22 protein-coding genes and 1 pseudogene are annotated in these 26,630 nt (G+C 59.9%); 4 read left to right on the plus strand and 19 right to left on the minus strand.

The window, feature by feature from the left end:
- Position 1: 1 nt before the first annotated feature.
- The 5 genes from AC1DMK_RS19745 to AC1DMK_RS19765 are packed head-to-tail and all read right to left on the minus strand — an operon-like array spanning position 2 to position 5,480.
- Positions 2-1,438 (minus strand): M81 family metallopeptidase, encoded by a 1,437-nt coding sequence (locus AC1DMK_RS19745; RefSeq protein WP_477861263.1) that lies wholly within the window; start codon positions 1,436-1,438, stop codon positions 2-4.
- Between the two features lie 10 nt (positions 1,439-1,448).
- A complete protein-coding gene (locus AC1DMK_RS19750; protein ID WP_477861265.1) occupies positions 1,449-3,368 on the minus strand; it encodes a beta-N-acetylhexosaminidase in 1,920 nt (639 codons plus the stop codon).
- Positions 3,369-3,396: 28 nt separating this feature from the next.
- The gene (locus AC1DMK_RS19755) at positions 3,397-4,173 is read right to left on the minus strand and encodes an SDR family oxidoreductase (protein WP_037064843.1); all 777 of its coding nucleotides are present in this window, start codon (positions 4,171-4,173) and stop codon (positions 3,397-3,399) included.
- A 27-nt stretch (positions 4,174-4,200) separates the two neighbouring features.
- On the minus strand, positions 4,201-5,064 hold the full coding sequence (locus AC1DMK_RS19760) for a MurR/RpiR family transcriptional regulator (protein WP_477861268.1): 864 nt from the start codon (positions 5,062-5,064) through the stop codon (positions 4,201-4,203).
- Positions 5,065-5,090: 26 nt separating this feature from the next.
- The gene (locus AC1DMK_RS19765; RefSeq protein ID WP_037064847.1) at positions 5,091-5,480 is read right to left on the minus strand and encodes a RidA family protein; all 390 of its coding nucleotides are present in this window, start codon (positions 5,478-5,480) and stop codon (positions 5,091-5,093) included.
- A gap of 110 nt (positions 5,481-5,590) precedes the next feature.
- Here AC1DMK_RS19765 and AC1DMK_RS19770 point away from each other — a divergent pair, with 110 nt between their 5' ends.
- The 4 genes from AC1DMK_RS19770 to AC1DMK_RS19785 all read left to right on the plus strand — a co-directional run bounded on the left by AC1DMK_RS19770 (position 5,591) and on the right by AC1DMK_RS19785 (position 9,104).
- Positions 5,591-6,076: a hypothetical protein gene (locus AC1DMK_RS19770; RefSeq protein ID WP_037064849.1), complete on the plus strand. Its 486-nt coding sequence runs from the start codon at positions 5,591-5,593 to the stop codon at positions 6,074-6,076.
- A gap of 20 nt (positions 6,077-6,096) precedes the next feature.
- Positions 6,097-7,572 carry a M81 family metallopeptidase gene (locus tag AC1DMK_RS19775; RefSeq protein WP_477861271.1) on the plus strand — a complete coding sequence of 492 codons (1,476 nt, stop codon included), beginning with the start codon at positions 6,097-6,099 and terminating at the stop codon, positions 7,570-7,572.
- A gap of 1 nt (position 7,573) precedes the next feature.
- Positions 7,574-8,674 (plus strand): D-TA family PLP-dependent enzyme, encoded by a 1,101-nt coding sequence (locus AC1DMK_RS19780; protein ID WP_477861273.1) that lies wholly within the window; start codon positions 7,574-7,576, stop codon positions 8,672-8,674.
- 127 nt (positions 8,675-8,801) lie between these two features.
- Positions 8,802-9,104 carry a hypothetical protein gene (locus AC1DMK_RS19785; RefSeq protein ID WP_477861275.1) on the plus strand — a complete coding sequence of 101 codons (303 nt, stop codon included), beginning with the start codon at positions 8,802-8,804 and terminating at the stop codon, positions 9,102-9,104.
- A 25-nt stretch (positions 9,105-9,129) separates the two neighbouring features.
- Here the strand turns inward: AC1DMK_RS19785 and AC1DMK_RS19790 are convergent, their stop codons facing one another.
- From AC1DMK_RS19790 to AC1DMK_RS19855, 14 genes and pseudogenes are all read right to left on the minus strand, one after another.
- Complete coding sequence (locus tag AC1DMK_RS19790) at positions 9,130-10,266, minus strand: sn-glycerol-3-phosphate ABC transporter ATP-binding protein UgpC (protein WP_037064857.1); 1,137 nt, start codon at positions 10,264-10,266, stop codon at positions 9,130-9,132.
- 87 nt (positions 10,267-10,353) lie between these two features.
- On the minus strand, positions 10,354-11,517 hold the full coding sequence (locus AC1DMK_RS19795) for an ABC transporter substrate-binding protein (protein WP_477861353.1): 1,164 nt from the start codon (positions 11,515-11,517) through the stop codon (positions 10,354-10,356).
- Between the two features lie 98 nt (positions 11,518-11,615).
- Positions 11,616-12,476, minus strand: a complete 861-nt coding sequence (locus AC1DMK_RS19800) for a carbohydrate ABC transporter permease (RefSeq protein WP_477861277.1) — start codon at positions 12,474-12,476, stop codon at positions 11,616-11,618.
- The gene (locus AC1DMK_RS19805) at positions 12,473-13,357 is read right to left on the minus strand and encodes a carbohydrate ABC transporter permease (protein WP_037064862.1); all 885 of its coding nucleotides are present in this window, start codon (positions 13,355-13,357) and stop codon (positions 12,473-12,475) included. The genes AC1DMK_RS19800 and AC1DMK_RS19805 overlap by 4 nt, the downstream gene beginning before the upstream one ends.
- Before the next feature lie 13 nt (positions 13,358-13,370).
- The gene (locus AC1DMK_RS19810) at positions 13,371-14,528 is read right to left on the minus strand and encodes a Gfo/Idh/MocA family protein (protein ID WP_477861280.1); all 1,158 of its coding nucleotides are present in this window, start codon (positions 14,526-14,528) and stop codon (positions 13,371-13,373) included.
- Positions 14,529-14,905: 377 nt separating this feature from the next.
- A complete protein-coding gene (gene scpA / locus AC1DMK_RS19815; RefSeq protein WP_477861282.1) occupies positions 14,906-17,044 on the minus strand; it encodes a methylmalonyl-CoA mutase in 2,139 nt (712 codons plus the stop codon).
- 118 nt (positions 17,045-17,162) lie between these two features.
- Entirely contained in the window at positions 17,163-17,723 is a 561-nt protein-coding gene (gene msuE, locus AC1DMK_RS19820; protein WP_477861284.1) for an FMN reductase, read from the minus strand.
- A 503-nt stretch (positions 17,724-18,226) separates the two neighbouring features.
- The gene (gene repC / locus AC1DMK_RS19825; RefSeq protein WP_477861286.1) at positions 18,227-19,543 is read right to left on the minus strand and encodes a plasmid replication protein RepC; all 1,317 of its coding nucleotides are present in this window, start codon (positions 19,541-19,543) and stop codon (positions 18,227-18,229) included.
- 154 nt (positions 19,544-19,697) lie between these two features.
- Positions 19,698-20,702 carry a plasmid partitioning protein RepB gene (gene repB / locus AC1DMK_RS19830; RefSeq protein ID WP_477861288.1) on the minus strand — a complete coding sequence of 335 codons (1,005 nt, stop codon included), beginning with the start codon at positions 20,700-20,702 and terminating at the stop codon, positions 19,698-19,700.
- Positions 20,699-21,877 (minus strand): plasmid partitioning protein RepA, encoded by a 1,179-nt coding sequence (gene repA, locus AC1DMK_RS19835; protein ID WP_037064874.1) that lies wholly within the window; start codon positions 21,875-21,877, stop codon positions 20,699-20,701. The genes repB and repA overlap by 4 nt, the downstream gene beginning before the upstream one ends.
- A gap of 1,032 nt (positions 21,878-22,909) precedes the next feature.
- Positions 22,910-23,065 (minus strand): hypothetical protein, encoded by a 156-nt coding sequence (locus tag AC1DMK_RS19840; RefSeq protein WP_477861291.1) that lies wholly within the window; start codon positions 23,063-23,065, stop codon positions 22,910-22,912.
- A 733-nt stretch (positions 23,066-23,798) separates the two neighbouring features.
- Positions 23,799-24,074, minus strand: a complete 276-nt coding sequence (locus AC1DMK_RS19845) for a hypothetical protein (RefSeq protein ID WP_477861292.1) — start codon at positions 24,072-24,074, stop codon at positions 23,799-23,801.
- Between the two features lie 807 nt (positions 24,075-24,881).
- Positions 24,882-25,566 (minus strand): annotated as a pseudogene (locus tag AC1DMK_RS19850) (IS6 family transposase).
- Positions 25,567-25,735: 169 nt separating this feature from the next.
- The gene (locus AC1DMK_RS19855; protein ID WP_477861294.1) at positions 25,736-26,527 is read right to left on the minus strand and encodes a phenylalanine 4-monooxygenase; all 792 of its coding nucleotides are present in this window, start codon (positions 26,525-26,527) and stop codon (positions 25,736-25,738) included.
- Positions 26,528-26,630: the final 103 nt, after the last annotated feature.

Raw genomic sequence — 26,630 nt, forward strand, 5'->3', positions numbered from 1 at the left:
GTCAGTCCTGCCAGCGCGCCGAAAAGCGCGCTTGCGGTTGGTAGTCGAAATCCCGGTCGAAGGGGAAAACCGGCCGTGCACGACGCTTGCTGGCCAGCCCCTCGATATCCTGGTTCACCACGCCCTGCGTCAGCGCCATGAGGTTCGGATTGGCGATGGGCGCCAGTTCGGGGGAAAGATAACCCGATTTCACCACGAGCAGCCGCACCGTCTTCGGATCGAGCCCGAGTCGGGTGAAATCGGCGATGTTGTGGTAGGGGCGGCGACGGGCGGCAAGAACGACGGTGATACCGCCGAACCTGACCACTGCCTGGCGTTCGGCAGCGGGGCCCGGATCGTCGAGATTGACCACCTCCGCGTCAACCTTTGCCGGCATGCTCGCCGGATCGAGGCTGYCGCCGATCGACAGCGCGACCTTCGCACCCTTGCCCGCCGCAAAGCAGGCCTCGACGGCCGGCCGATCGGTAATGCCGGCAATCAGGGCGCCGTCGAAGCGGCGGGTGATCACCGCGTTCAAGACATCGGCCCGATCGCCTACACCACCGCCTGTCGGGTTGTCTGCGGAGTCAGCCAGGATGACCGGCATCGTCTCCGCCTTCTCGGCGATATCAAGCATGTCGGAAAGCGGACCGGTGACCGGACCGAAAACACATTCCTCACGTGCGCTCCAATAGGAACGCGCAATCTCCTCCGCGGCCTTGATGGCCGCCGCCTTATCGCAGGCCGTCACCACGGCGCAGGCCGTTGCGCGCGGCTCGTCGGCCCAGACATACCCGATCATCAGGTTGGCATCGAGAATGCCGTCGCGACGGTCGACGTCGGGCAAGACGTCGTAGAGGCCCTTCGTCGGCTCGTCCTCCGTAGAGGTACGCTCACCGGGCCAAAGAACCGGCACCGGCGCCCAGGCGACGCCCGGACGCTTGCCGCTCTTCAGGGCATCGACGAGCATCGACCAGGCGCGGACCATCGTTTCACGCACATCGATATGCGGCGCCGTGCGATAGGCGGCGAAGATATCGAGCCGATCGATGATCTTCTGGCTGACATTGCCGTGCAGGTCGTAGCTTGCGGCCACAACGCAATCCGGTCCGACGACGTCTCGGGCCGCCGAAATCCAGTCGCCTTCCGCGTCCTCCATTCCCTCGACGTTGACCGCGCCATGCATGGCGAGATAAAGCCCGTCGAGCGGCAAAGCCGCTTTCAGGAGATTGAGAAACTCGGTCTTGAACGCCTCGTAGGCGACGCGCGAGACCGGACCTCCGGGGACGGCACGGGCATGGAGAAGCGGAAGGTGTTCGACGTCTTCCGCCTTGAGGAAGTTGAAATAATCGGCGCCGAGAAGATCCGCGCCACGCAGGACCTTGAAATCCTCAACTGCCATCAGCACCGGAGAATAGGTGCTGCATTCCGTATGAATTCCACCCACTGCAATCCGCATGGTCAATCTCCTAAAGCTTCGGGCTCAGCGGCACGATGGCGGCAAAGCGATCCCAGTCCTTCTTTGCCTTCGGCGTCCAGGCGGCTTCGGCGATGGCTGGAAGGCGTGGAAAGACGAGACGGTTGAAGTAGCCGCGTGACAGGAAGTGCTCGGACCAGATGCAGGCCTGCACGCCCTTCATCTTGTCCTTCAGCTCCTCCGGAAAGTCGCCTTCTGCTTCATAGCCGTAGGTATGGGCCGGTGGCACCGTGCCGGCCCAGCTCGCGCCCGGCTCCTGGAACTCTTCAGCCTGTACCATGTCGAGATAGTAGGCCTGGCCGGGGGTCATGACGACCTCGTAGCCCTCCTTCGCCAGATCGATGCCGACCTGCGGATTTTCCCAGGCCATCAGCAGCGTATCCTTGGCCGCAACGCCGCCGCCATGGGCGACCTCGTTCCATCCGGCAAGCTTGCGGCCGCGCACAATCAGCATGTCCTTGATGCGCTTCAGGAAGTACGACTGCAGGGCAAACGTGCCCGATATGCCTTCCCGCTCCATCAGCGTCTTGGCAAGCGGCGAGGCGAGCCACGAGCCGTTCGCGACTTCGTCGCCCCCGATGTGGAGGTAGGAGGAGGGGAAGAGCTCGACCATCTCGTCGAACACCTTTTCCAGGAATTCGTAGGTCAGCGGAACGGCAGGGTTCAGCGCATTGTTGGGATAGCCCTGCACGGAGTGATAGCTCTCCGGTGCCTCCTGGCCGTCGGTCAGGTCCGGCAGTGCGGCCAGCGTCGCAGAATTGTGGCCGGGGATATCGATCTCCGGAACGACCTCTACGCTCAGGGTACCCGCGTGGGCGACGATGTCGCGGACATCGTCTTGCGAATAGAACCCGCCGACCGGCTCGGCACCATTGCCGAGCTGCGGCAACAGGGGTTCGTCAGGGCCACGCACAACGCCCGTGGTCGTCAGTTGCGGATAGGCCTTGATCTCTAGGCGCCATGCTTCGTCGTCGGTCAGGTGCCAGTGGAAGATGTTGAGCTTGAACCAGGCCAGGATATCGATGAGCCGCTTGATGTCGGCGGCCGGATAGAACTGGCGCGACACGTCGAGATGGCAGCCGCGCCAGCTGTAGCGCGGCTTGTCCGCAATCGTGCCCGAAACAGGAAAGCGGAATCTGCCCGGCTGGCTTCTCGCCCCTTCGAGCAATTGTGCCAGGGAGGTCAGACCGTACTGCCGGCCGGCCGGATCGCCGTAAGAGAGGGTAATCTCGTCGGCCGAGAAGCTCAGCTTGTAGCCTTCGCCAGCGATCGACTGATCGGCGACGAAGCGCAACGCGCGGCCTTGGGGCGAGGGTGACAGATGGAACGGCGCATGAGCGCTCTCGAAGAGGCGACGGACGAGCGCGAGGACTGTCGAGATCGCACGAAGATCGTCCGAAGACGAACCTTCGGCCGGATAGAGCACGACCGGGAAACCTTCGCCGGGCTTGGCGTCGATCTCCGCCGGCCACGGCTGCAGCGCGAAGGGCAGGTCGAGCCTGCCCTCCGGCAACAGCACCGGCGGCGGTTCGTTGACGCGGCCTTCGAGAAGGAGGTCCGACACCGCGACCGTGGCGTGCTTTCCGTCGGCAAGCGTCACATAGGCAGACTTGGCGCCATCGGTGCAGTGCTTGGCCGGCCGATGCAGGCCGCTGACGGTAAACGTCCAGCTTCCGCCGGGAGCGATCGACAGGCCCGACGGCGGCGCGAATTCGTGGAAATTTGCGTTGCGGCGCAGGAACGTGGCGTTCTCGCATGCCGTCTTGTCGATCACGCGCGTCAGAGACGTGTAGACCAGCTTGAAGCCGGCAACGGGTGCGTCCGACAGGTTGAAAAGGGTGAAGGTAAAGCGACCGTTCGGGCCACCGTCCGGTTGCCACGCGCTTTCGAGGCGATAGGAAGCCGTTTCCATAGCTGTTGCTCTCTTTATATCACTTATGTCAGTAGTCTGAGGATTGGGAGAAGGTACGGGCAAGCTCGGCTTGTCCGGCCGTCAGGCCGCAGTCGACGGGCAGGCAGACGCCGGTAATCCCAGTAGCCTGCGGGCCGGCAAAAAAGCCCACGGCATTGGCGACATCCTTTGGATCGACGACGCGCTGCAACGGATACCAGCGACGTGCCTCCTCAAAGACATTGGGGTTTGCTTTCGCACGCGCCTCCCAGGCCTGGGTGCGCACAGTGCCGGGCGCGACCGCATTGGAGCGGACACCGAACTTGCCGTATTCCACGGCAACCAGCTTGGTGAAATGCAGGAGCCCGGCCTTGGCGGCGCTGTAGGCGGGATGGCCGAAGACGCTCATGCCGTTGACCGAAGCAATGTTGACCACCGACCCCTGGGACGCTTTCAGGAGGTCGGCAACGGCATGGAAGCACAGAAACGGCGCTTCCAGATTGAGCGCATTGTCGGCGCGCCAGTCTTCCGGCGTGGTAGCCTGCAGGCTGACGGCGCGAGCTGCACCCGCATTGTTGACGAGTGTCTTGACGGTGCCGAGGGTGGCTGCGCGTTCGGCCATTTCTGCAACGCTCTGCGCATTCGTCACGTCGCAGCTGACTGCAACGAAACGCTCCGCTGGGCCGAGCCCGCGAGCAGCTTTTTCAGCGGCGGCCATGTCGATATCGACAAGCAGTATGACATCGTGATCGTCCGCAAGCCGGCTTGCAATGGCCCGACCGATGTCGCCCGCAGCGCCGGTTACGATCGCTACCGTTTGTGTCATTCTAGGTCCTTTCCTGGCATGAAATTCTCAGTCCCCAAGGAGTTGGCGGTCATCGCCATCCCGGTGGGCCACGAGTTGTTGTTTGATACGGCGAAGCGTCACGGCTGCCTGTGGCTGCACATTGTACGCAACCAGGCTGGCGAGGATATCAACGGCGGCAAGATAGGCGATCCGTGTCGAGGTGGGCCGGAAGATATTGTTGCCTTCCGCAAGATCGATCGGCACGACGATATCTGCGGCATGCGCGACGGGACTGTTTGCCTGGGTGAGGGCGATCGAAGTGACCCTGGTTTCACGCGCAAGCGTGAACGAACGCACAAGCTCGGCATTGCGCCCGGAAAAAGACGAGCCGATCAGCACGTCGCCCGGTTTTGCCGCAGCCGTCATCATCAGCTGCATGCTGTGGTCCGAACTCGCCGTGACGCGCAGGCCGAAACGGAACAGACGGTTCTGAAGTTCGCTTGCGATCATCGACGAATTGCCGCCGGAGCCAAAGGCATAGATCATCTCAGCCTTGGCCAGATGCTCCGCTGCCTGTTCTACGGCCGCAAGGTCAAGCGAGCGGTGGAGGAGAAAAAGGGCGTTCTGGGCTTTGGTGATGATGTCCTGGGCGACGTCGGCCGGATTTCTGCTTTTCGGCTCCGGCCTGAGATAGCGCATGCCGACATAGGCGGTGCGGGCGAGCTGGACCTTGAAATCCGAAAAGCTCTCACAGCCGACACGCCGGCAAAAACGCGTGACCGTCGGCGGCGAGACATCCGCCTTTTCGGCAAGCTCGATGATCGAGGCGTTCACGGCGAATTCGAAGTCATTAAGCAGAATGTCGGCGATACGATTTTCGGATGGCGAAAGCCGGGCCTTCTCTTCCTGCAGTGTCGAGAAAATATCCATGCCCAGCTCCCCCTCGGCTCCTCGTGCTATTTGTCTTTCGCTTTATAGGCGACGCAGTCAATCTCCACCTTGCAATCGACCATCATCGAAGACTGTACGCAGGCCCGCGCTGGCGGATGCTCTCCGAAGTATTGCTGATAGATGCCGTTGAAGGTCCAGAAGTCGCGCGGATCATCGAGCCAGACGCCGCAACGCACGACATGCTCGAGGCCGTAGCCGGCCTCTTCGAGGATCGCGAGCACGTTCTGGATTGTCTTATGAGTCTGGGCAACGATGTTGCCGTCGATAATTTCACCATTTTCCATGGCAACCTGGCCTGACACATAGAGCCAGCCGTCGGCTTCGACAGCACGCGCGAAAGGCAGAGGCTTGCCGCCCGCACCCTTTTGAACCGTGCCATAACGCTTGATGGACATTGACCGATCCTTGCAAATTATTTTCGTGATAAGTTGACAAGTGACCATATAAAGGGGAATTTGACCAGCGAAAAACGTCAATCATGAAAAGAATTTCAATCGGGAACCCCATGCGCGATCCTTTCAAGAATCCTTTCCCCGCTTCCGACATTGCTCGCCACTCCATCTGGGAGATGCTCGTTCACCGCGATATCGATGCCTTCCTGGCAGCGGACTGGTCGATGGTCGAGCACGATTTCGTCGAAGACGGCTTCATCGGCATTGACGGTCGCAAGGAAACGAGCCCGGACAAGTGGCGCCTGGCATTTCCGACGTTGTCGGCCTACCGTGACGAGTGGGTCCGCCAGGCAAAGGATTTTGCCACCCAATCATTCGCCGAGAACACGCGCACTGCCATCTTTACGACCACAACGCTCGAGGATATCGAGATCGAGGGCGATATGGCGCTCGTTCGCAAGAAGTTCGACGGCGGCATTGCCAAGCCTGATGGCAGCCGCGATATCATGCAGTGGCAGACGCTTTACTACTGCCGCCTGCATGAGGGCCGCTGGAAGATCAGCGGCTTCACCGGCTATCTGCCGAACCCTATGGGCTGATCAACACAAAGGCCGAAACCTTGCGGATTTTCACGGCGGCACTCGCAACCGAGACCAATACCTTCTCCCCTATCTGCGTCGATCGTCGCGCGTTCGAGGCGTCGCTCTATGCTCCCCCCGGCCAGCATCCTGATACGCCGACACTGTGCTCGGCGCCGATCACCGTCGGCCGTCAGGTCTGCGCGGCAAAAGGATGGGAACTGATCGAGGGAACTGCCGCCTGGGCCGACCCCGCCGGGCTCGTCAACAAGGCGACATACGAAGGGCTGCGCGATGAAGTCCTGGGCCAGCTGAAGGCAGCGATGCCTGTCGATGCGGTGGTGCTCGGCCTGCACGGGGCGATGGTGGCGGCAAGTTATGAAGATACCGAGGGCGATATTCTTGCACGCGTACGCGAGATCGTCGGCCCCGATATCCTCGTCTTTGCCGAACTGGATCCACACAGTCATTTGACCGCCAAGCGTCTCGCCGCGGCTGACGTCTTCGTCTACTTCAAGGAGTTCCCGCACACGGATTTCGTGGAACGGGCTGAAGACCTCTGGCAGATTGCCGTCGACACGATCGAGGGTCGGGTAAAGCCCGTCATGTCGGTCTTCGATTGCCGGATGATCGACGTTTTTCCGACGTCTCGCGACCCGATGCGTTCCTTCGTTGACAAGCTGATGCAGATTGAACGCGACGATGACGATATCCTGTCGATTTCGGTGATCCACGGCTTCATGGCCGGCGACGTGCCCGAGATGGGCACGAAGCTCCTGGTGGTGACGAACGACAAGCGCGAGAAGGGCGAAGCGCTGGCCCGTGAACTTGGGCTCGAGCTTTTTTCGAAGCGCGGCACCTTCATCATGCCACAGATCGACGAGAAGCATGCCGTGGACGAGGCACTTGCTGCAACTGCCTGGCCGGTTGTGATCGCTGACATGTGGGACAACCCCGGCGGCGGCACCGCAGGCGACGCGACCGTCCTCCTGGAGGAGCTGCTGGCCCGCGGCGTCCGCGATAGCGCGATCGGCACGATCTGGGATCCAATGGCGGTGCAGATATGCATCGCAGCCGGTGAGGGCGCTGAAATTCCCTTGCGCTTCGGCGCCAAGTCGGCGCCCGGCACCGGCAATCCGGTCGATGGTCTCGTCAAGATCGTGAAGATCGTTCTCAACGCCGAGATGCGTTTTGGTGAGAGCATCGCACCATTTGGCGATTCCGTTCATATCGTCCTCAACGGCATCGACATCATTTTGAACTCGACGCGTGCACAGAGCTTCGATCCGAGCCTGTTTTCTGTGATGGGCATCGATCCAATGTCGAAGAAGATCCTCGTCATCAAATCGACCAATCACTTCTACGCCTCCTTCTCGAAGATCGCGGCCGACATCATTTACTGTGCGGCCGGTACACCTTATCCCAACAATCCGGCCAAGACGCCCTATCGTCGTGCGCCAAAGGACATCTGGCCGATGATCGCCGATCCACACGGCACCGAGCGGGGAGCAGCCTGAGATGCACGACAATCCGTTTGCCGTCGTCGCCTGCCCGGGCGATCAGGTCGCCGACCTTTCGACACCGCGGCCGATCATCGATGAGGATCGGCTGGCCGAAAACATCGCGCGCGCGCAGGCCTACATGGACCGGCACGGGTTGAATTTCCGCCCTCATATCAAGACGCACAAGATCCCGGCACTTGCCGCCGAACAGGTCGCCGCCGGTGCAAAGGGCATCAACTGCCAGAAGGTCACCGAAGCGGAAGTCTTCGCAGCCGCAGGCTTCGACGACATCCTCATCACCTTCAACATTCTTGGACCACAAAAGCTCGAGCGCCTCGCCGCGCTCAACGAGCGCATCTTTGGCCTCAAAGTCGTTGCCGATAGTGCCGTGACGGTCGATGGGCTTTCTGCATATTTCGCGACGCGCAAACCGCTCGCGGTCCTTGTCGAATGCGACACCGGCGGCGGCCGCTGCGGGGTCCAGACACCGGCAGAAGCAACAGCCCTTGCCAGCCGCATTAACGACGCGCAGGGCCTTACATTTGTCGGCCTCCTGAACTACCCCAAACCAGGAGCTGCTGTCGAGGTGCAGGCGTTTCTCAGCCAGACCCTGTCATCGCTCAAGGCTGCGGGAATAGACTGCCCGATCGTCAGCAACGGCGGCAGCCCGAGCCTGTTCGAAGCCCATCTCGTGACCGCGGCAACCGAGCATCGCGCCGGCACCTACATCTACAATGACCGCTCCATGGTGCGGGCCGGTCATTGCAGCGAGGACGAATGCGCCATGCATGTGCTGGCAACCGTCGTGTCGCGACCGACCGCCGACCGCGCGGTGATCGATGCCGGCTCCAAGGCGCTGACTTCCGATCTGCTCGGCTTTTCCGACTATGGTACCGTCATCGGCTATCCCGATGCTGTCATCACCGGCCTTTCCGAAGAGCATGGCGTCATCGATCTGTCGAAGTGCACCGGCCGGCGGCCGGAGATCGGCGAGAAGATCCGCATCATTCCCAATCATACCTGCGTCGTCTCGAACCTCTTCGATACGATGGTCTTCCATCGCGCTGGCATCGTGACACGCGTCGAAGACGTCGCGGCCCGCGGCCTCGTTTGGTAAATCGCTCGGCCGGTGGATACATTTCGGCGGCCGATACCTCCCTTCGACTAGGTCACCTTGACGTTCAGCGTTGCGACTGCATTTCATTCATGCGGCAAAATGTCTGTAACGCTGGGGAGATCGGTCAATGAGAGTTTGTGTGGCATTGGGAATAGCAGCGAGCCTGGCATGCATATCAGCGGCCGAGCCTCCGCAGCAATGGCAGACATATGGCGGCGTTAGGGTCGATTCCGACCAGCGTCTGCTGACGCGCTACGACCGCACGTATCGCCATTGTGTGCCTGAAGCAATTCGTCGTGGCTCGACCGATACAAACAGCCTGCTGTACGTGGCGGCGCTGAGAAGCTGCATGTACCGGTACGCGATCACTGACCGGGGCGCTTACGCTTACCCGGCCAACGCGCCGTTCATTCATTTCCTCGATCGCTGATGACGGTACAGGCGGCTGCGCGCAGCTAAGCGGCAGCCGTCGGATTGAGTAGGTTCAGGTCAATATCGGTCAACGCGACATGCCGCTCGAAAGCGATGCCGGCCTCATCGAACAGATGGCAGTCTGCGACATTGATCCCGGCAGCGAGCGGCTGTTCGGGTCTGACGCCGACGCTGCCGGGCAGGGTGGCGCAGAAATTCTCGCCCTCACCGTCGAGCGAGGCGTAGGCTACCGTCTGCGCGCCAAGGCGCTCGATCACGCTCGGAACAACCGTCAGCGAGATATCGCCGGAGCTGATATGGATATGCTCCGGCCGCACGCCGAGCGTGAGCCTCTTGCCGACAGCGCCGTCTCGTGGCGTGACCGGGATCGTTACCGTCTGTCCCTTATAGTCCACCGTCACGCCGGCATCGCTGACCGCCGTGCAGGTGACCGGCAGGAAGTTCATCTTGGGATTGCCGATAAAGCCGGCAACGAAAAGGTTGGCAGGCTTGTGATAGAGCTCCAGCGGTGCACCCGTCTGAGCGATGTCCCCGGCATTGAGCACAACGATCCGGTCCGCCATCGTCATCGCCTCGACCTGGTCGTGCGTGACATAGATCATTGTTGCCTTCAGCTGGCGGTGCAGCTTTGCAAGCTCGATGCGCATGTCGGCGCGCAAGGCGGCGTCAAGGTTGGAAAGCGGCTCGTCAAACAGGAAGATCTTCGGTTCGCGCACGATGGCGCGGCCGATGGCGACGCGCTGGCGCTGACCGCCCGAGAGCATACCCGGCTTCTGCTGCAGGCGCTGATCCAGATGGAGGATGCGCGCGGCATGCTCGACCTTGGCTTTCAGCTTTGCCTCGTCCATTTTTTCGACGCGCAGAGGGAAGGCTATATTCTCGAAAACGCTCATATGCGGATAGAGCGCATAGGACTGGAACACCATGGCGATGCCGCGCTTGACGGGCGCAAGATCGTTGACCCTCAGCCCGTCGATGACGATGTCACCTGCCGACGTCCCGTCGAGGCCGGCAATCATTCGCAGCAGCGTGGACTTGCCGCAGCCGGAGGGGCCCACGAAAACAACGAACTCGCCGTTCTTCACCTCGAGCTGAACGCTCTTGAGAACCTCGAAGTCGCCGTAGAACTTCTGAACCTTGTTGAGAAAAAGCTGTCCCAAAACCTGTCTCCGGTCGCCGGCGCGTGCGGCGCTTACACTCGATAATTAAAGGATCGCGGGTGTTGCGCCCGCGATCCCAACAAAGGCTTACTTGAACGCTTCGATCTCGCCGGCAGCCTTCTTGAGGGCATCAGCCGGCTGGGCCTTGCCTGTCACGACGGACTGGACCATCTCGATGATCGAGTTCTGGAAACCCTTGTAGTCGGTGAAGAGAGGCTCTGGACCGCCGAACGCGATACCGTCGATAAACGGCTTCCACGACGGGTCGGCCTTGACGAATTCATCGACCTTCGCCGACGGGCGCAGCGGTGTCAGGCCTGCGCCGCCCTGAAGCTCGTACTCGCCCTGTGGGCCCGGAGACGTGATGAACTTGGCAAACTCCGCCGCCTTTTCTTCTACGCCCGTGCCTTTGAAGACCGCAAGGCTGTCGGTGATGAGCAGCGTGCCTTCACCCTTGGCCGAAGGGCCGAGCGGCAGCGGTGCGACGCCCCAGTTGATCTTGGTGTCCTTGAGGCGGGCAGCAGCGCCGGAGCCTGCCTGGATCATGCCGACCTTGCCGTCGAGGAAGATGGCGCGGATTTCGTTCTGTTCGTAGGCGGTTGCACCTTCGACGGAGTAGGGCGTGATGTCCTTGTAGGCCTGGAGGGCTGCAAGCACTTCAGGGCTGTCCACGACGATCTTGTCGCCATCGATGACCTTGCCGTTGTTGGTGTAAACCCAATGCATGAACTGGTGCATCGTGTTGTCGAAGGTCTTGGCCGGCAGGCCGTAACCAGCAATACCGGTCTTTTCCTTGATCTGCTTGGCGTCGGCGATTTCTTCAGCCCAGGTCTTCGGCGGGGTTTCCGGATCAAGACCAGCCTGCTTGAAGATGTCCTTGTTCCAGTAGAGGGCCTTGGTCGAGAAGGCGACCGGTACGCCCCACTGGGTGTTTTCGAAGGTGACGGTATCGACGATGTTCGGATAGTAGGCCTTCTTCTCTTCGTCGGTCATCGGCACAGGAACGATCAGGTCGTTCTGGGCAAATTCCTTGAGCGTGCGCGAGCCGACATACGCCATGCCGACAGGCGTGCCTGCGGCGGCGAGCGTCGTGGCCTTATCCTGGCACTGCTCCCAGCCAACAACCTCAGGCGTAACCTTCCAGCCCGGGTTCTTGCCTTCCCACTCCTTGATGTACTTCTCATGAATGGGGTCGATCTTGTCGCCGCAATAGATCCAGCTGATCTCCTTGTCAGCGGCGTGAGCGGTCATGGTGCCGAGCGCGGTGGAGCCGAGCAGGGCAAGGGCAATCAGCCCGGTCTTGAGTTGAATCGTCACTTTTTAGCTCCCATTTTTCTCTGGTGGTTGGCTTACTGTTTCACCGCGCCCGCGGTCAGCCCGCTGACGAGATACTTTTGAAGGAAGAAGATCACGATCATGGCAGGCGCAATGCCAACGAAGCTTGCAGCCATCAGCTCGTTCCACACAACTTCCTGCCGGCCGAAGTAGGCGAAGAGCCCGACTGGCAACGGCGCGAATTCGGATTTGGAATTGAAGGTCAGCGCAAAGATGAACTGCTGGGCGTAGGAGCCGATGAAGGTCGTGATCGCAACCACTGTGATGCCGGGCATGGCAATCGGCAGAATGACACGGCGCAGCGTGTAGAAATGGCTGGCGCCGTCGACGAAGGCCGCCTCGTCCAATTCCCTCGGAATGCGCATCATGTAGGTTCTGAGCAGCCAGATCGCGGAGGGGATCAGGAAGGCGATGCCGGGGACCATGATTGCGAAATAGGTATTGAGCAGGCCGAGCGTGCGCATCAGCCGGAACAGAGGAATGAGTAGCACGGCGCCCGAAAACATGTTGACGGCCAGGAACGCACCGAGCAGCAGCCCTGCGCCTTTGAACTCGAACCGCGCAAAGGCGTAGGAGGCGGGGATGACGAGAATTAGGACGACGGCGGTGACGATGGTCGAGATAAAGAAGGAATTGAAGATATAGCGCGCAAAGCCGGGCACGCTGACCCACATGGTCCGGTAGGCCTCGAAGGAGCCGTTCTGGGGAATGAAGCGGTACGGCGAGGAAAACAGCTGGCTGAGCGGTTTCAGCGAGACGAGGAAGCCCTCGACAAACGGTGCGAGCACGAAGGTGAGAAACAACAGGATGCCGGCATAGATGCCGATGACTTCATACCATTTGTACCGATTGATCAGCTGAGGGGGCTGTTTCATCGCTTGTCTCCGGAAGCAAGGCGGCTGGTCAGGCGGAAGTAGCAGACGCAGAAGATCGAAAGGAAAATGCAGATCAGCACTGCCCGCGCAGCGCCTTCGCCATATTTGTTCGAACCGATCGCGGTGCGGTAGGTGTCGATGATCATCGTCGTCGTTTCGCCGCTCGGACCACCGCGCGTGAGAATCCAGATGATGTCGAAGGAGTTGAAGGTGGAGATCAGGGACAGCATCGACATGGTGATCATCGAGGGCACGATCAGCGGCATGGTAATGCGGCGGAAGCGATAGAAACGGCCAGCCCCGTCTGTCCAGGCGGCTTCGTACAGATCCTGCGGGATCGCCTGCATGGCGGCAAGCATATAGAGCGTAACCATGGGGACGCCGATCCAGACGTCGGTGATAACAGTCGCCCAGAATGCCGTGGAGCCTTCCGCGAGGAAAGCGACAGGTCCATCGGCCAGGCCGACGCGCTGCAGCATGCCCGAAATCATGCCGAACTGGCCGTTGTACATCCAGCCCCACATGAAAATGCCGATCGCCATGGGGACAATCCAGGGCGGCATGGTCAGGACGCGGAAGAGCGCCCTGCCGGGAACCGCCGAATTCAGCATCGTCGCGCCGAATACGCCGATGATCATCTTGATGGAGACGGAGAAGAACGTCCAGACGAAGGTCCTGATGATGACCTCGGCAAACGTCGAGTTGAATATTTTCCCGTAGTTGACCCAGCCGACCCAATTGGTCGTCTTCTTCAGCGATGCGTCGGTAAAGGAAAGGATGAAGGTATCGACCAGTGGGTAGGCGACGATCACCGCGACATAGAGAACAGCCGGGAGAAGCAGTAACCAGGCGAAGATGACCGTGCTTCGTTGAACATTCATCCTGCCGCCCTCCTCAAGCCGCTCTTGCGTGGAGCGCCTCGTCGAAGCTGTCCCATACCGGGCGCAGGTCGACGATCGCCTTCTTGATCCGGGCCTCGTCCATCGACAGGGCAAGGATGCCCGCCTCAAGAGCATTGAGCGTAGAGACGGGGAGCTCTGTCCCGGTGCGCACGCTGTCGAGCAAATCGGCAGCCATCTGTTCGTCGGCACCGTAGTGCTGGGAAAGCTCTGTCGCGACGTATTTGTTCTCGACGACCTTCTTGCCGGTCAGCTGCTCATGCACATCGAGATAGCCGCGAACGAAGTCACCCTCGGCCATGCCGCGAGAGCCCATGATGGCAAAGCGGCGGAATTGGTCGGGAACGTTCAAATTGGTGTGGAAGTTCATTCCGACGCCGTTGGCGTATTCGACGATCGCGACCTGGTAGTCGATGATATCGGCGTCGCTGTCGAAAACCTTCTCCGACCCCATCCAGCCGCTCGGCTTGCGATGGAACAGTTCGAGATCGTTGATGCCTTCGCGGGCAGGATCGTTTACCGGCGTGAAGCTCTTGCGGCCACCGAAACTTGCAACCCGCTCGGGCCGTGCTCCGACAACGCCGTTGTAGAGATCGAGATCATGGCAGCACTTTTCCAGCATGAAGCTGCCGGAATAGCGCTCGTAGCGGCGCCAGTCGCGCATGAAGAAAGCGCCGTGATAGGGCTCGATATGTTCCGCCGCCTCGATCGAGACGATCTGGCCAAGCGTGCCGGCGCCCTGAATGGCGCGCAGATCCTTATAGAGCGGCGAATAGCGCAGTACGAGGCCGACCATCAGACGCTCGTGTCCGAACTTCGCCATCAGACGGGCAAGCTCGATGCTCTCGGCAATCGTTGTGACGATCGGCTTTTCGCAGAACACCTTCAGGCCAGCCTCAAGGCCGAGCCGGATATGGTCGAGATGCATGTGGTTCGGCGACCCGATCATCAGCAGATCGAGTTTTTCGCTGGCGATCAGCTCTGCGGGAGAAGCATAGGCCTTGCCTGCAGAAATGCCCTGTTCAACCAGGCCAGGAAGTCCCGCCGGCTCGGGATCGACATAACCGACGATCTCGAAGCTTTCATCGACAGACTTGAAAACATAGCCAAGGTAGCCGAGCCGGAAACCTAGCCCGATAATTCCCACTTTCATGCCGTTCTCGTTCCCATTTACGTAATTTATTTTCGTCAAGTTGAGACAAAAATTCGATGTCGTCAACACGAATCACGCAAAAAGTTGAAACTATGAAATTAATTTTCATAAGCGCTTGTTTTGGCGAGCCTTCGATTTTCATCACGGGGCAGCGCGTTTGAGCTGCTGGCGGCTCGCTCGGAAACAAGCATGAGCGCTCACCAAACGAGCAGGTCATCCGAGTTCGCCGTTCCACCCTGTGCCGTGCCGGTGGCTGGCTTCGCAATGTTGATACATGCTTATCCTAATTTAAAACGGACGAAGCAAGGAAGATGTCGCTCCATCGAGCATGGCATCCACGGATGGAACCCGCGGCACGAGACAACGGCAACGGGACGTCAGTTGTTCCGCCGCTTTCCTTCCAGCAGATCCAGCACCGAATTTGCCGCCTCGATGACGTTGGTTCCGGGTCCGAAGACGGCGGCAACGCCGTGGTCGGTGAGGAATTGGTAGTCCCGGCGCGGAATAACTCCCCCGACGACGACGATAATGTCGTCGGCGCCGCTGGCCTTCAGCGCCTCGATCAGCTGTGGCGCCAGCGTCTTGTGGCCGGCGGCAAGCGACGAGATGCCGATGATGTTGACCTTGCTGGCAATGGCCAGATCGGCCGCCTCCTCCGGAGTCTGGAACAGCGGGCCGGCGAGCACGTCAAAGCCTATGTCGCCGAAGGCCGAGGCGATGACCTTGGCGCCTCGGTCATGGCCGTCCTGGCCGAGCTTGGCAACCATGATTTTCGGCCGGTAGCCGAGTGCCGCGCCGACATCCGAGATACGGGTTTTCAGAACGGCAAGCTCCGGTTCGTCACGGTAGGCCTCGCCAAAGACATCCCTGATGACCTCCGGCGTCGCTGTATGGTCGCCAAAGGCGCTTCGCATCGCGTCGGAAATCTCGCCGACCGTCGCGCGTGCACGGGCGGCCTCGACAGCTGCCTCAAGAAGGTTGCCTGTGCCGCTGCTTGCCACGCGCGCAAGCGCGTCGAGGGCCTGGCGTACCCACTCGCCGTCGCGTCGGCGCTTCGTGTCTTCGAGCCGCTTGACCTGCGCTGCTCTCACCGCTGTGTTGTCAATCTCCAAAGTGTCGATCGGCTGCTCGTCCTCCAGGCGATATTTGTTGACACCGACGATCACTTCCTCGCCTTTGTCGACGGCCGCCTGCCGGCGTGTCGCCGCTTCCTCGATCAGCCGCTTCGGCAATCCCTCGTTGACGGCCTTGGTCATGCCGCCGAGCGCCTCGACCTCCTCGATCAGCGCCCAGGCCTTGTCGACCAGCTCTTGCGTCAGGCTCTCGACGTAGTAGGAGCCCGCCAACGGATCGACGACCTTCGTCACACCTGTCTCGTGCTGCAGGATCAGCTGCGTGTTGCGGGCGATGCGTGCGGAGAATTCGGTCGGTAGCGCAATCGCCTCGTCGAAGGAATTGGTGTGCAGCGACTGGGTGCCGCCAAGGACTGCCGACATCGCCTCGAAGGCGGTACGGACGATGTTGTTATAGGGATCCTGCTCCTGCAGAGACACGCCCGATGTCTGGCAATGCGTGCGCAGCATCAGCGACGAGGCCTTCTGCGGCCTGAACTCTTCCATGATGCGGGTCCACAGGAACCGCGCTGCGCGCAGCTTTGCCGCCTCCATGAAGAAGTTCATGCCGATCGCAAAGAAGAAGGAGAGGCGGCCGGCAAAGTCGTCGACATCAAGCCCCTTGGCGATCGCGGCGCGCACGTACTCTCTGCCGTCGGCAAGCGTGAAGGCCAGTTCCTGCACCAGTGTGGCGCCGGCCTCCTGCATATGGTAGCCGGAAATCGAGATCGAGTTGAACTTCGGCATTTCTTTTGCCGTGTATTCGATGATGTCGGCAACGATCCGCATCGAGGGCTCGGGCGGGTAGATATAGGTGTTGCGGACCATGAACTCCTTGAGGATGTCGTTTTGAATGGTGCCTGAAAGTGCGGCGCGTGGCACCCCCTGTTCCTCGCCAGCGACGATGAAGCTTGCAAGGATCGGAATGACCGCACCGTTCATCGTCATCGACACCGAGACTTTTTCCAGCGGGATGCCGTCGAACAGGATCTTCATGTCCTCGACGCTGTCGATTGCCACGCCGGCCTTGCCGACATCGCCGACCACCCGGGGGTGGTCACTGTCATAGCCGCGGTGAGTGGCGAGATCGAAGGCCACCGAAACACCCTGCTGGCCGGCCGCGAGCGCCTTGCGGTAAAAGGCATTGGAGGCTTCCGCAGTTGAGAAGCCCGCATATTGGCGGATGGTCCAGGGGCGGCCGGCATACATTGTGGCGCGCGGGCCACGGGTAAACGGCGCGAGGCCCGGCACTGACCCGAGGTGATCAAGACCCTCCAGATCGCTCTCGGTATAAAGCGGCTTGACGTCGATGCCTTCCGGTGTGTTCCAGACGAGCGTATCGGGCGAAGAGCGCAGCTCTCTTTCGGCAAGGGTGTGCCAATCGCCAAGCGTTCTCTTCGTCATCTCTTCCTCCGGCTTTTATGCTTTTCCGCACGCTATCACTTTAACGGCGTATGGGGCGATAGAGCTTAAGGAGAATTTGCGAGGGAAGATCCCGCGTTATGTCACCGATGTCGGGATGTCATTCGGCGGCGGCGAGAACCGCCCGTTTGGCTGGAAAGAAAGCGGCCAGTTCGCCGACGACCTCGTCGATGCGCTGGGAGAGAGGTTCGGACGCTACCTTGTAGTCGGTGAAATCGCGGTCCGACGCATAGACCGCCGTCGGCAGCGTGTGCGCCATGAAGAAGCCGAACAGCGGCCGCAGCTGATGCTCGACCATCAGGGCATGGCGATCGCCTCCGCCTGTTGCCGTTATGATGATCGGTTTGGCGCGAAGCTCGTGCGGATCGATCAGGTCGATCAGATGCTTGAACAAACCGGGATAAGATCCCTTGTAGGTCGGCGAGCCGATGATCAAGGCATCTGCGCTGACGATATCGTCGATGACGCGCTTTGCCGTGTCGTCAAGGTCCTTGCGCCATTGCGCCTGGCCCAGCGACGCACCGAGATCGGCCAGGTCGTAGATTGTATGTTCAAAGCCGTACTGGCCGCCAGCAAGGTCTGCCACGTGTTTAACCAACGCATAGGTCTTTGACGGGCGATTGAAGCTGCCTGCAAGGCCAACGAGTTTCGGAGCCGACATTCCATTTCCTTTCAGCGACCAGTTCCATGCCGGCAATATTGTCTATAAATCTTGTAGATTAAAGAAAAGCCGGTTCTCCTTTTGCCCTTCTGTGGAAAAATCAGTGCAGGCAACGCTGTTGCATGGCGTTTAATCCTGTCGTATCGTCAATCAACAGCGATTTTCACGTTGTTCTTTGGCAAGATCGTTACGGTCGAACCTGCTGGAAGATGGCATACAGACGCAGTTTGGGATCCCAGATTTCTTCAGCGTAACGCCTTGATCTCACAAAATGATCTTCTCATAGTGAAGCAAACTGCGGGTTTGCTTTTGTCAGTGACCGGCCCTCTCCTCATAGGCAGCGATGTGTCTTCGGCCATGTTCGGTTTTGCGGCTGCAAATCCCGGCCCACAGCAGCATTCTCACACACGACAAATGGCTCGTTTGGAGCTCCGCTAAGGCCACGTTGGCTACCGTTAGAGTATCCACAGCTCGACGAAACCCGGCACTGGCCACAACAACGCTCAGCCGGTGTGTGTCGCTTGCACTACATTTGTGCGAACCAGCGACATTAGCATAGGCCCTATGGCAAACCCGCCTCGTTCGGCTCGGCGTGTCAGATCACGCAGGTAACCGCCCGGGGAGTTGATCTGCTCTGCGCGTTCCAGGATGCAGGCCATGACGGTCGCCGCATTGTCCGGGCCCATGATCGAGCAGGCCTCCTGATAGGCCGAGGGACTGACGCCAAGCATGGACTTCACAACAATTGCGGCGGTCATCAGATCCCGCCAGTTTCGGACGATCCCCCCCGGCCCGTAGGCTGCGATTTCAGGGCAGGCCTGAAGAACAAGCCCTAGCGGGAAGGATTTCAGCTCACGCTCGCCCACAGCGTCGGTTCTCGGCGCTGGTTGGGGTCGGGTCTCGGGCTTGGTTTTGTGGCTTGGTTCGTTCGCAATGTTTGAGGCATCGACTGTCGATACCGGCGGCAGAGACGACTGGTCTTTCGGTAGCGCGTCCTGCTTCATTTCGTAACCCGCTCCAAGATCAAAGATAGATTCGGGATTAGAATTCTGTATGTGGCGCTCATTCTGACCGGGATTGGCGCTCTGATTTCTAAATTTAAGCTGTGCCTCCAACTGGTTAAGCACCTCCTGGCGAAGAATGGTAATTGCATCCAACGCAGCCTCCAGCTGAGCCGTTGTAGGCGAGCGCGGAATCCCCTCCACGAGGTCTCGGAAATGGTTGAAGGCAACCGTCCAGTCACCTGGGAGCCTCTCCGCGACGGCTGCTTCGATCAGCTTGGATATGTCGCGGCGGCATAGGCTGATGCGTTCGCGCAGATCCTGCACGTGCAATCGTTCGGCAACGACCTGCGATGCAAGGTGCTCGATCTCGTCGGCACGCGCCAGAAGCGGTGCCAGGGAGAAGCCGAATGCCTCGCGGATTTCGCCAGCCCTGTTCTTGCGTGCATAGCGCTTGCCGTTCGGGCTGTCCTTGCGGGTCAGCAGGCCAGCTTCCACCAACGCCGCCAGATGCCGTCGGATCGTCTGCTCGGCCATACCGTGCGATCGCATCGACAGCTGTGCGTTGGACGGAAATACCACAAGCCCCGCGGCTTCCGAAAGCTCGGCAGTCGGATAGAAGCTCAGCAGTGCGTTCAAAACGGCGAGTGCGCGATCGGTTACCCCGAGCAGCGGCTTGGCTTCACAGAGTGCGCGATACAATTTCCATTTGTCGACGGCACGCCCGGGTTTGATGTCCCTGGCTTTTACCTGGGTTGCGAGCATGCCAAACGTCATCGCCCGCCGCCCGAACGGCGTCGTTACAACTTGACCTTCCATTACCTTCACCTTCTTCAAGGCAAAAGAATTCTACTCGCCAAAACGACGCCAAGACTCTTGACAGTGATTCCCGGAAGTGCGATTCTCTAGCTGCTAAACCAATGAGAAGGGCTTCCGCGACGGCAACGTTCGGGAGCTTTTTTCTTTTGCGGTATTATCCTTTGCGTTTGTGGTCTATCGACTGCAGGAACTCGCCATGTAGCGTTTCCATGCGATCATTCAGAAAATCGACGAAACTTGTCGGCACCGACTTGGTAAAGTTGATGCGTGGACCCGACTTCGGGTAGCTGACTGTGGCTAGCAGGAACCCGTTTGCGCGGATCTCGGCTGTTTGAGCGGCATCGGCAACAGGCTCCCTGGGGGCTTCGGTTTTCAGAGCGCCAAGTGCGATGGCAAACCGATCCGTTCCAATGGCGGGGGGCACGGTCGCCAGCACCTGCTGAACGCACTCAACCGCATCGGTGCGCGCTGCAAAAACCTCAGCGAAATCGATCCATCGGCGCCTGCCTACATCCGGTGCGGCTCCGATCGCGTGCAGCGTTGCGCGCGGGACGGTCGATGCGATACGCAGCATTTCCGATATGTGCGACTTGCCGGTTGAAAGCGACGCACAGATGACATCGCGCCTGTAGCCCGCCTGCTCTTGCGAGAACGCGAAAGCGCACTTTTCGATAAAAGAAAGGTCGTTGCGGTTGGTGTTTTCTTCGCCTTGGAAAACGATTGCCTGTTCATCGCTGAGGTCGCGAACGATGGCGCGGAACTTGAGGCCGAGGGCTTTGACGGCTGCAAGCCTGCGGCGTCCGAACACGATCTGATAGGATTGGCCACCGGCGATATGCGGCCTGATCAAGCCAGGTACGATCTGTCCACGCTCCTTGATCGAGGCGACGATGTCTTCGATCGCGGCATCGTCGTAAGATCCGTCAAAACGATCGGGTATCGGGGACGGAGCGACGTCGTTCGGATCGACATCGACGATGTGGTCGCCGTCTTTCAACAGGCGATCGAGGACTTCGCCTTTCTCCTGTATCTGTCGGACACCAGCGGCGACCTTCAACAGGTGCGGCGATGTCGTTTTGGCCGGCTGAGCGGTGGCCGCCTGTTGGTCAAGCTGGCCGAGTACGTTGGCAAACATGCCACGCGAGTCTTTGCGGCTCATTCACGCCCCCATGCTGCACAGAGTAGTTTCTCGATTTCGGCATTCGACGCATTGATCGATTCCATCGCGCGATCATAGGTCTTGGGCGCGGAGAACCGTGAGCGCTGTACCTCATAGAGGCTTTGCTTCCAGGTCAGTGCGTCGGCGACAGCGGTGGACTTTGCCACCATGTTCAACAGCAGGTCGTCGCCGAATACCTGTCGCATCAGCGCTGTCATATTGGCCTGCGGATGGTCGTTCGGCTCGAATTTCGTGACCAGGAACTTGGCGAAGTCCCACTCGGCGGACGCGCCCATGTCGCTGAGGATCTGCATGTAGGACGAGGCGAGTTCGAGGAACTTTCCGGTCGAGTCGACGTCCAGCATATGGGCCGGCACAGGAATGATGACGCCGGTCGCCGCAGTCAGGGAGGAGAGCGTCAAGAAGTTAAGCGAGGGTGCGGAATCCATGAGGATCACATCGTAATCGCCGGATACCTGCTCGAGCGCTTGAGAGACCCGCAACAGAAAACTGGTTCCGCCGTGCTTGCGCATTTCCAGCGCCACGGCCGTCTCGAATTCAGTCAGGTCGAGGCCAGCGCAGATCACGTCGAAGCCGGCAATATGGGTGTTGTGGATAAGGGACCTGGTTGGCTTTGGCTCGTCGAACCGGATCGCCGCATAGAGCGTCTCATCTTCCCGTGGATTGAAATCCGGCAGGTCGCCGTGGAGGCTGGTCAGCGACGCCTGAGGGTCGAGATCCACGGCCAGCACGCGATAACCCTTGAGCGCCAGATAATGGCCGAGATGGATTGTGGTGGAGGTCTTGCTCGATCCTCCCTTGAAATTGGTGACAGCAATGATCTGGCACTCCTCGCCGTCGATCCGGCGGGGGTTCATCCATTTCTTGCGACCTTTTTCGGAAAGCATCATCCTGAGCTCGAGAATCTGGTCGAGCGAGTACATTCGCCGGCCGTTGGAGGTGGTCTCCGGCGCGGGCCCTTTTTCTTTCACGACAATCTGCCTGATGTAGGCTTCAGAGACATCAAGGAGTGCCGCGACTTCCGACGATGCGAACTTGCGCATTTCCCTGCGGGCATCGGGTGGGTATTGTGCCATCGACAGATTTTGCAATGCGAGCTCGAGTTTGCTTGAGAAACTCTGCATGAAGTCGAGGCTGCTTAAGTGCCGGGTCACGATTCTTCCCTCAATTCGTTTCAAAAACCTAAGCGCCGAGTTGGTTCACACGGGGTCAACCGGCATGTTGTTTCGACGAAAACCGATAATTCGCTTTTTTTGCGTAGTTAAAGAAGTATCCCGATTCGCACGCGACGGCAAATGGGCGTGTTCCCCGCGGGGAACTACTGGCGGTGTGTCGTGCGAGGAAGGCCGGACCGAGCAAGGATTTCCCAGCGGAGCGCAACTGGGCGACACCCGGTGGGCGAAAGTGGCGCGTGGAAGAATGCGATTGTTGTTACCTTTCTTTGGGGAGTGGTTGGCGAAAAGGCCGGCGCCCGGGCCGCTCGCTGGTTCCCGGGGCGCCCAATTCGACGACGGTGGCGAACCAGTCGGGGCTGACCATCAGGGGGACATCGCAGGCGCTCTGCGCAGGAAGTTTCCGTGAGGCCGAAGGCGACGCAGTGACAATATCGCGGCATGCGTCCTTCCAAATCCAATTGAGGCCGTTCGCGTGGGCGCGTCTGCAAGGCGCCTGTGGGTGGAGACCGTCACGGTTCCAGCGTCGGTAGATTGAGGCAGGCCAGACCGCCTGCCGCTCGGTGACAGGATCGGGCGGGTCGTCGCCGGCGCCAGCCAATATCCGAGGTCTAGTGGGGAAACGGGCCGCACGGGGTTGCCGGCACCGACAGAGTGTTCCCCGCGGGGAACACTCTGTCGGTGCCAAAGGGTCAAGAGCGGCGGGCCTGACCCGCGTTTCGCCATCGCATTGTTGAGCAGGCGAGATTTGCAGTGTTGTGGTGGCTATGGGCGCCGGAAACACGCACGTGAGCGTGATGCCCAGTTGTTGGCAATGGACGCTGCGGCATGGAACGGCTTTTTCTTACGGGACGTTGTCTGCAGGTTGCCATCGGGTGAATTCTAAGGCGCTGGGGGCAGGACGCTCCCAGGAGGCGGAAGGCGTGCGCAGTGACGGTATCGCGGCGTAGGCCCTTCCCAAGCCAATTGAGACGGGCGGGCCGCGAGGCGTTTGCCGGTGAGACGGTCGGTTTGTCAGCGTTTGCCGATTGTAGCCGGTGAAGCCTCCGGTCGCGTCGGCGACGGGATCGGGCGAGCCATTGTCGGCACCGGCATCGAGAGTTCCCCGCGGGGAACAACCGGCTCACCCTGGAGCATCAAGAGCAACGGCTGGACCAGGTGCTTCGTCATCGCACTTTCCCGAGCGGTTGGACGTTGCTCCAGAGGCAGTCGCGGCCGTCTTGCATCCGCCGCTGATGGAAGGTGGCCGGTCAGCGGCAGCGAGAGCATCTGGTAGACGCTCGAGGGTTCAATTGGGTCGCGGCCCCGATCGCAGCCGTGTTGCTGGAGCGCCTCCGAAGACGAGCTGGGCCGAGTGCGGGCCTTGACGGGACTAGCCTCTTGCGGCGGCCCGACGCCTCGTGTCCGTCGGCGGGCGTCGCATCGGGCATCCGTAGCGCCGGATCGTCGGGGCCTGCGAGGTCCAGCTTGCTTGCGCCTCGCCCCGCAGCGAAGACCCGGCAATCGCGCTTGCTGACCGACAGGGCACCAAGGTGCCAAGATGCGTACTCTCTCCGAAGTGATCGTCTTCAAGGGGCAAAGACCAACGGAGGCATCGATCGGGCATTGCGCGAACGGCCTGCAGATCGCCGCCTTTTGACACCTGCGGCGGAACGAAAAAGGCGCTCGACCCTTTCGGGGAGCGCCTTTTCTTCCCGGACAGCAAACGCTGGCCGACCAGAGAGGCCGACACCGCAGGCTATCAGTACGGGTAGTGAGCGTTAGATGACGTCCGCGCCATCGCATTTCAAGGGCTGCTCAATCATTTTCACCCCTCGGCAATTCAGATCGGAGGAATTTCGCCACCGTCCGCGAACCGGGCGGTTAAGCGAGGCTAGCGTCAATGGGCGAATGGGAAATCCAGCTAATGCGACCGCCCGCGGCGCCAGGAAAGAATATCCTCCGACGTGATCCATATGCTGCCATCAAACGCCAGCTCGCCTCTGTCGAATTTATGGCTCGCAACCTGCTCGATGAGCTCCAGCTGGGCGGCGAGATGCTGGCGCGTCAGTTCGCCCCCGCTATTGTTCAGGGCATCTTCAGTGATATGGACGGCTTGATGCGCGGTGCCCGCGTCCATGACAATGATGGTGTCTGCGCCGATCAACTTGATCTTGCCGGGTATCGCAACGAGTGGCATCTCGATCTCCTAGGAAACACTGTGACTGGTGGGTCCGCGCATCGCGCGCGACTCAACCCGTGTCTTGATGGTACACCACTGGCGCCCGTGCGAAGAGCCACCTCTCCTTGAGAGAAAGCAGTATGGAGGCTAGGCAGAGATGGTTAATGGAGGGTTAATTTCCATACCTATGAAGGATACCCTTCCTAGGTAGCATCTGAGCCATCACAGACCAGGCGCCTGGCGAGCCGCGTCCTCACCCATCGCCAGACCGGGCCGCAGGCGCGCTCCGCGTGGGCTTGACATAGATTGCTATACGGATCGCTATCGGAGGTCGAAGTTGCGCCGGCGAGCAATCATGCGCCAACAGAACTAAATGCCTAGATCACTTCTGTTGTGTGAAGTTCCGAAGATTATAGCAATGGCTTATATCGCGCCGGTCGCCGAGACCGGGCCAGCTTATCTCGCAAGGCAGGTGTGCCTCGCTCAATCGCAAGCCAGGTCTGCTCCGGCGCAATTGCAGCCGCCGGCCCGCCCTGCGGTTCTGGAGATGTCTTCGAGAAGAAGACGAGGAGGCAAGGACAGTCCGTCCGCCCGATACCGAAGGGTCATTCCCATGCAGTTGATTGCAGTCGATCCGCGCGGCCTGAAGGACAATCCCGATAGGTCACGCCAATCGAAATCCTCGCCACAGTCCGACGCGCTGTTGTGCGCATCAATCAGGGCCATCGGCGTCGTGTAGCCACCGATCGTCAAACTCGATCCGGATGGCGGGGTTCTGTTGCAAAATTTGAGGTATCCGCGAGGCCGGGCGATTTCTACGGCTTCTCAGATCGTGGTAACGAGGGTTTCGAACTGTTTGGCGATCGACAAGCTGGCAGTGTGAGCGTCTTGCAGTTGGTGCTTGCGCAGCGTGTGGATCATCTCGATGCTAGACAATGTTGCGACTGCGGATCTGAAAGACTTGAAGCCGAGCATCGATCTGACGCGTCGCTTGATCCGCCGATAATCCTGCTCGATGCGGTTGTTCAGATACTGACGTTGTCGGATGCGGACGGGTTCAAGTCGGCGGCGCGACCGATCCTGAAGGCGGCTGATGGTGTCACAGGAAATGATCGCTTCCCAGTTGGTCTGGCTGCCGTCGATAACGACGCGTTCCGGCCGGCCATGCCGAGCGGACGCCCTTTTGAAGAAGCGTTTGGCGGCAGAAAGATCACGATGCTCGCTGAGCCACAACTCGACCGTGCATCCGTTGCTGTCGATCGCCCGATAGAGATATGTCCAACGACCGCGAACCTTGATATACGTCTCGTCGGCATGCCATTCGCCGGTTGAACCGCTCCGCCAGCAGGGGCGCAAAGTGCACGACCCAGCGATGGATCGTCGAATGATCGACGCTGATGCCACGCTCGGCCATTATTTCCTTCACGTCGCGCAGGCTCAGGCCATAGGTCAGATACCAACGCAGGCACAACAAGATCACAGACTGCTCGAAATGCCGACCTCTAAACATTGCCAATCTCCGGAACATTACCGGAGATCAATGCCTAGCGGAGACACGGTAACGGTTTCCGCTTTTGCCGTTGGTGTTGATACCGCGAAGGGAGATATAGGTTGCGGGAGCGCTCCAGCCGCCACAATCGCCGGCCCGCGTGATATTCACCAACCGGGCAATTGCCGATTCACGAGGCTTTCGCTTCGAACGCGGGCGCGAAGTCACCGAGCGACTTCGCCGACAGGATCAGGTTCTCGATATCATGCTCGACGATCACCTCAAGGTCGGCGAAGCTGTCGATGACATAGTAGATAGGTTGGACGATGTCGATCCGGTACGGTGTCCTGAGCACGCTCAGCAGATMGAACGGCCGGAATTCGCACGCAGTGCCTTCCATCGCTGCCCTTGCTTCGCTTGGCGACGAGACAATACCCGCGCCGTAGCAGCGGCGGCCTTGCGGTGTGTTGATAAGACCGAATTCGACGGTGAACCAGAAGATGCGGAACAAATGCCAGGAATACCCCTTGCCGAGGCGGACGGCGGTCTCGCCGAAGCGCCGTACAAAGTTGGCATAGCTCTGGTTGGTGAGCAGCGGGCAGTGGCCGAAAACCTCATGGAACAGGTCCGGTTCTTCGATGTAGTCGATGTGTTCGCGGCGTCGCAGGAAGGTTGCGAGCGGGAATTTGCCTTGCGACAGGAGTTCGTAGAAGCGCGATGGCGCAATGAGCGCTGGCACGCCTTCGACTCCGAAGCCGGTGGTCTCGTTCAGGCGTCGGTTGACGTCGAGGAGTTGAGGAACCTTGTGCGGGTTGAGTCCCAGGGTTTTGACGCCGTCGAGATATTCGCGGCAGGCCATATTGCCCAGTAGCGTCAGCTGACGCGTGTAGAGTTCTCCCCATATCGCATCTTCTTCAGGGGTGTAGGAATACAGACCATCCGGGCCGGGCAGTTTGGCGGTGTAGCTGCTTTGCTTGGTCATCCCGTTCCTCCGAGGCACTGCCGTCTCTCACTACTATGCTCCGGCTTTTGTGAATTTTCTTTCCTTTTCTTCTGGATACTGAAACAACGGTGGCAGATATTCT

The organism is Rhizobium sp. 05L419 (assembly GCF_056397845.1).

Excerpts from the sequence above, each read along its gene's own strand:
- AC1DMK_RS19760 (WP_477861268.1), bottom strand. The coding sequence starts at position 5,064 with ATGGATATTTTCTCGACACTGCAGGAAGAGAAGGCCCGGCTTTCGCCA.
- scpA (WP_477861282.1), bottom strand. The coding sequence starts at position 17,044 with ATGACGAAGAGAACGCTTGGCGATTGGCACACCCTTGCCGAAAGAGAG.
- AC1DMK_RS19845 (WP_477861292.1), bottom strand. The coding sequence starts at position 24,074 with ATGCCACTCGTTGCGATACCCGGCAAGATCAAGTTGATCGGCGCAGAC.
- AC1DMK_RS19795 (WP_477861353.1), bottom strand. The coding sequence starts at position 11,517 with ATGACCGCTCACGCCGCTGACAAGGAGATCAGCTGGATCTATTGCGGC.
- AC1DMK_RS19800 (WP_477861277.1), bottom strand. The coding sequence starts at position 12,476 with ATGAAACAGCCCCCTCAGCTGATCAATCGGTACAAATGGTATGAAGTC.
- AC1DMK_RS19765 (WP_037064847.1), bottom strand. The coding sequence starts at position 5,480 with ATGTCCATCAAGCGTTATGGCACGGTTCAAAAGGGTGCGGGCGGCAAG.
- msuE (WP_477861284.1), bottom strand. The coding sequence starts at position 17,723 with ATGTCGGCTCCGAAACTCGTTGGCCTTGCAGGCAGCTTCAATCGCCCG.
- AC1DMK_RS19780 (WP_477861273.1), top strand. The coding sequence starts at position 7,574 with ATGCACGACAATCCGTTTGCCGTCGTCGCCTGCCCGGGCGATCAGGTC.
- repB (WP_477861288.1), bottom strand. The coding sequence starts at position 20,702 with ATGAGCCGCAAAGACTCGCGTGGCATGTTTGCCAACGTACTCGGCCAG.
- AC1DMK_RS19755 (WP_037064843.1), bottom strand. The coding sequence starts at position 4,173 with ATGACACAAACGGTAGCGATCGTAACCGGCGCTGCGGGCGACATCGGT.
- AC1DMK_RS19750 (WP_477861265.1), bottom strand. The coding sequence starts at position 3,368 with ATGGAAACGGCTTCCTATCGCCTCGAAAGCGCGTGGCAACCGGACGGT.
- AC1DMK_RS19785 (WP_477861275.1), top strand. The coding sequence starts at position 8,802 with ATGAGAGTTTGTGTGGCATTGGGAATAGCAGCGAGCCTGGCATGCATA.
- AC1DMK_RS19805 (WP_037064862.1), bottom strand. The coding sequence starts at position 13,357 with ATGAATGTTCAACGAAGCACGGTCATCTTCGCCTGGTTACTGCTTCTC.
- AC1DMK_RS19770 (WP_037064849.1), top strand. The coding sequence starts at position 5,591 with ATGCGCGATCCTTTCAAGAATCCTTTCCCCGCTTCCGACATTGCTCGC.
- AC1DMK_RS19840 (WP_477861291.1), bottom strand. The coding sequence starts at position 23,065 with ATGACGAAGCACCTGGTCCAGCCGTTGCTCTTGATGCTCCAGGGTGAG.
- AC1DMK_RS19810 (WP_477861280.1), bottom strand. The coding sequence starts at position 14,528 with ATGAAAGTGGGAATTATCGGGCTAGGTTTCCGGCTCGGCTACCTTGGC.
- repC (WP_477861286.1), bottom strand. The coding sequence starts at position 19,543 with ATGGAAGGTCAAGTTGTAACGACGCCGTTCGGGCGGCGGGCGATGACG.